Below are 3,082 nucleotides of genomic sequence, written 5' to 3'. Positions count from 1 at the left end.
CCCGGCGCGACGACGGCCGCTCACCTCGCGAGGTGGGCGGCCGTCGTCGTCCAGCGGCATCCGGCGCCTGCGAAGGGTGGCCGGCGCCCCGGCCGATGCCGTCCGTCGCCGGAGAGGCGACGGACGGCGTCGTCGTCACTTGATGGACCTGCCCGCGGAGCCGAGGTTCTGGCAGGCCTCCATGACGCGCTGGGCCATGCCGATCTCGGCCTTCTCGCCCCAGCCTCGCGGGTCGTACATCTTCTTGTTGCCGACCTCGCCGTCGACCTTCAGGACGCCGTCGTAGTTCTGGAACATGTGGGTCACCACCGGACGGGTGAACGCGTACTGGGTGTCCGTGTCCACGTTCATCTTGATGACGCCGAAGCGCACGGCGTCCGCGATCTCCTGCTCGGTGGAGCCGGAGCCGCCGTGGAACACCAGGTCGAACGGGCGGTCCTTGCCGATCTTCGCGCCGACGGCCTGCTGGATCTCGTCCAGGATCTCCGGACGCAGCTTCACGTTGCCCGGCTTGTAGACGCCGTGCACGTTGCCGAAGGTCAGCGCGGTGATGTAGCGGCCGTTCTCACCGGAGCCGAGGGCCTCCACGGTGGCCAGGCCGTCCTCCACGGTGGTGTAGAGCTGGTCGTTGATCTCGTTGGCCACGCCGTCCTCCTCGCCGCCGACCACGCCGATCTCGACCTCGAGGATCTGCTTGTTGGCGGCGGTGCGGGCGAGCAGCTCCTGGGCGATCCTGAGGTTCTCGTCCAGGGTCTCGGCGGATCCGTCCCACATGTGGGAGTTGAAGATCGGGTCGCGGCCGGCCTTCACCTCCGCCTCGGAGGCGTCCAGCAGCGGGCGGACTAAGCCGTCCAGCTTGTCCTTCGGGCAGTGGTCCGTGTGCAGGGCGATGGTGACGTCGTACTGCTTGGCGACCTCGCGGGCGAACGCGGCCATGGCCAGGGAGCCCACCACCATGTTCTTCATGTTCTTGCCGGAGAAGAACTCGGCGCCGCCGGTGGAGACCTGGACGATGCCGTCCGAGCCGGCCTCGGCGAAGCCGCGGATGGCGGCGTTCAGGGTCTGGGAGCTGGTGACGTTGATCGCCGGGTAGGCGTAGCCGCCGTTCTTGGCGGCGTCGATCATCTCGGCGTACTTGTCCGGGGTTGCGATGGGCATGCTGCGCTCCTGTGCGTCGCGGGCGGGCGGACGGATTCGGCCCCGTGCGTCACCGGCTTCAGACACCCTGACGGGTGACGGGCGCGCGCCCGCTCCGGTGCGGAGCCGCTGCCCCCCATCCTATCGGCGCGGCCCGGACGGGATAGGGCTCCGGGCCCGCCGCCGGGCCGAGGCCTGGACGAAGGTCTCTTGCCCGCCGCCACACCCCCTCCGTAGCGTGAGTCACGTCACACGCGGGCCCGGTGGGTCCGCACCCACTCGACACCCGAGGAACCCATGCGCATGTCCCGCCCCACCCGCCTGAGCACGCTCGCCGTAGCCGTCGCACTCGGCGTCGGCACGGCCTTCGCAGGAGCCGCCCCCGCCGCGGCCCAGGAGGGCATGACCGCCGAGCAGGAGGCCGCCGTCCAGGACCTGTCCACCGCACCCACGGCCACCGAGCAGGCCAGGTGGGACGCCGCCCGCAGCGCCCTGGCCCAGACCGCCGACGAGGACTTCTACGCCACGCCCGCCGAGATCCCCGGCACCCCCGGCACGCTGATCCGCTCCGAGCCGATGGACTTCTACCTCGACCCGGTGAAGCTGATCCGCTACCCCGCCGAGGCCACCCGCATCATGTACTCCTCCGTGAACGCCATGGGCGAGCCGATCGCGGTCACCGGCACCGTGCTCGAGCCGGACGCCGAGTGGACCGGGTCCGGCGAGCGCCCCGTGATCGCGTACGCCGTGGGCACGCAGGGCGTGGGCGACCAGTGCGCCCCGTCCAAGACGCTGTCCACGGGAGAGCAGTACGAGGGGATCGGCATCTCCGCCCTGCTGTCCCAGGGCTACACCGTGGTGGTCACGGACTACGAGGGGCTCGGCACCGAGGGACTGCACACCTACATGGTCCGCGAGTCCCAGGCGCACACCGTGCTGGACTCCGTGCGGGCGGCCGCCGGGCTCGAGGGCTCCGGGGTGAGCGCCGCGTCCCCGGTGGCGATCGCCGGCTACTCCCAGGGCGGCGGCGCGTCCGCCGCGGCCGCCGAGCTCGCGGGCGAGTACGCCCCGGAGCTGGACGTGAAGGGCGCCTACGCGGGCGCTCCCCCGGCGGACCTGACCCAGGTGGCCGACGCGATCGACGGCGGATCCTCCGCCGCCTTCCTGCTGTTCGCCATGGCCGGTCAGCTGGAGGCCTACGGCGTGGACCCGGACCTCTACCTCAACGCCCTGGGCATGCAGACCCTCGAGGAGGCCTCCACGGCGTGCACGTCCGACAGCGCGAAGTTCGCCGGACTGGACTCCTCCACCGTCACAGACTCCGGCCAGTCCTTCCCGGAGCTGGTGCGCAGCGACGGCCTGCTCGCCGGGATCCTGGCGGAGCAGCGGCTGGGCCACGAGGGCCGGCACCCGGAGATGCCGGTGATGATCGCACACTCCCTCACGGACGACGTCATCCCGTACAAGGTGGGCCGCGAGCTCGGCCACCGCTGGTGTGCACAGGGCTCGCGCGTGCGCTTCGACCCGGTGTTCACCCCCACCCACGTGGGCGGCTACATCGCCTCGATCCCGCGTGCCACCGGGTTCCTGGACGCCGCGCTGAACGACCGCTGGACCGCGAACTCCTGCGGCTGGTTCTGAGCCTCGGCTAGCGTCGAGGCCAGGACCGTCCCGCCCACCGAAGGAGCAGTCATGCGCGCCGAGCAGGTCACCGATCCCATCGCCTACCACGGCGAGGGCCCCGTCTGGGCCGCCTCGTGGGGCACCGCCGTCGAGGGCGTCACCGCCCGGCGCGGCCTGCGCTGGGTGGACATGCTCGCCGGGGACGGTCCTGTCCGATCGAGATGTTCACGCCGCACTGGGCGCCGTCGAAGCCGTTGGCGGAGGAGTCGTAGCCGATGTCCAGGATCGTCCTGCGGACGATCTGCGGGATCTCCACGTAGGC

At 71.4% G+C, this 3,082-nt stretch carries 2 protein-coding genes and 1 pseudogene; 2 read left to right on the top strand and 1 reads right to left on the bottom strand.

What is annotated here, in order from left to right:
• Positions 1–135: 135 nt before the first annotated feature.
• Positions 136–1,158 (bottom strand): class II fructose-bisphosphate aldolase, encoded by a 1,023-nt coding sequence (fbaA, locus tag AC2W7A_RS11000; protein ID WP_485991388.1) that lies wholly within the window; start codon positions 1,156–1,158, stop codon positions 136–138.
• Positions 1,159–1,440: 282 nt separating this feature from the next.
• On the opposite strand from fbaA, the gene AC2W7A_RS10995 reads away from it, so the two are divergent.
• Positions 1,441–2,778 (top strand): lipase family protein, encoded by a 1,338-nt coding sequence (locus AC2W7A_RS10995; RefSeq protein WP_485991387.1) that lies wholly within the window; start codon positions 1,441–1,443, stop codon positions 2,776–2,778.
• A gap of 51 nt (positions 2,779–2,829) precedes the next feature.
• A pseudogene (locus AC2W7A_RS10990) lies at positions 2,830–2,964 on the top strand (SMP-30/gluconolactonase/LRE family protein); the annotation flags it as partial.
• Positions 2,965–3,082: the final 118 nt, after the last annotated feature.

This window comes from Micrococcus sp. LASM2_SD2 (genome assembly GCF_057364565.1).
This window is presented reverse-complemented; position numbering and strand designations above follow the sequence as displayed.

What these genes read in the sequence shown, in the direction of transcription:
- AC2W7A_RS10995 (WP_485991387.1), top strand. Translation starts at nt 1,441, where the DNA reads ATGTCCCGCCCCACCCGCCTGAGCACGCTCGCCGTAGCCGTCGCACTC.
- fbaA (WP_485991388.1), bottom strand. Translation starts at nt 1,158, where the DNA reads ATGCCCATCGCAACCCCGGACAAGTACGCCGAGATGATCGACGCCGCC.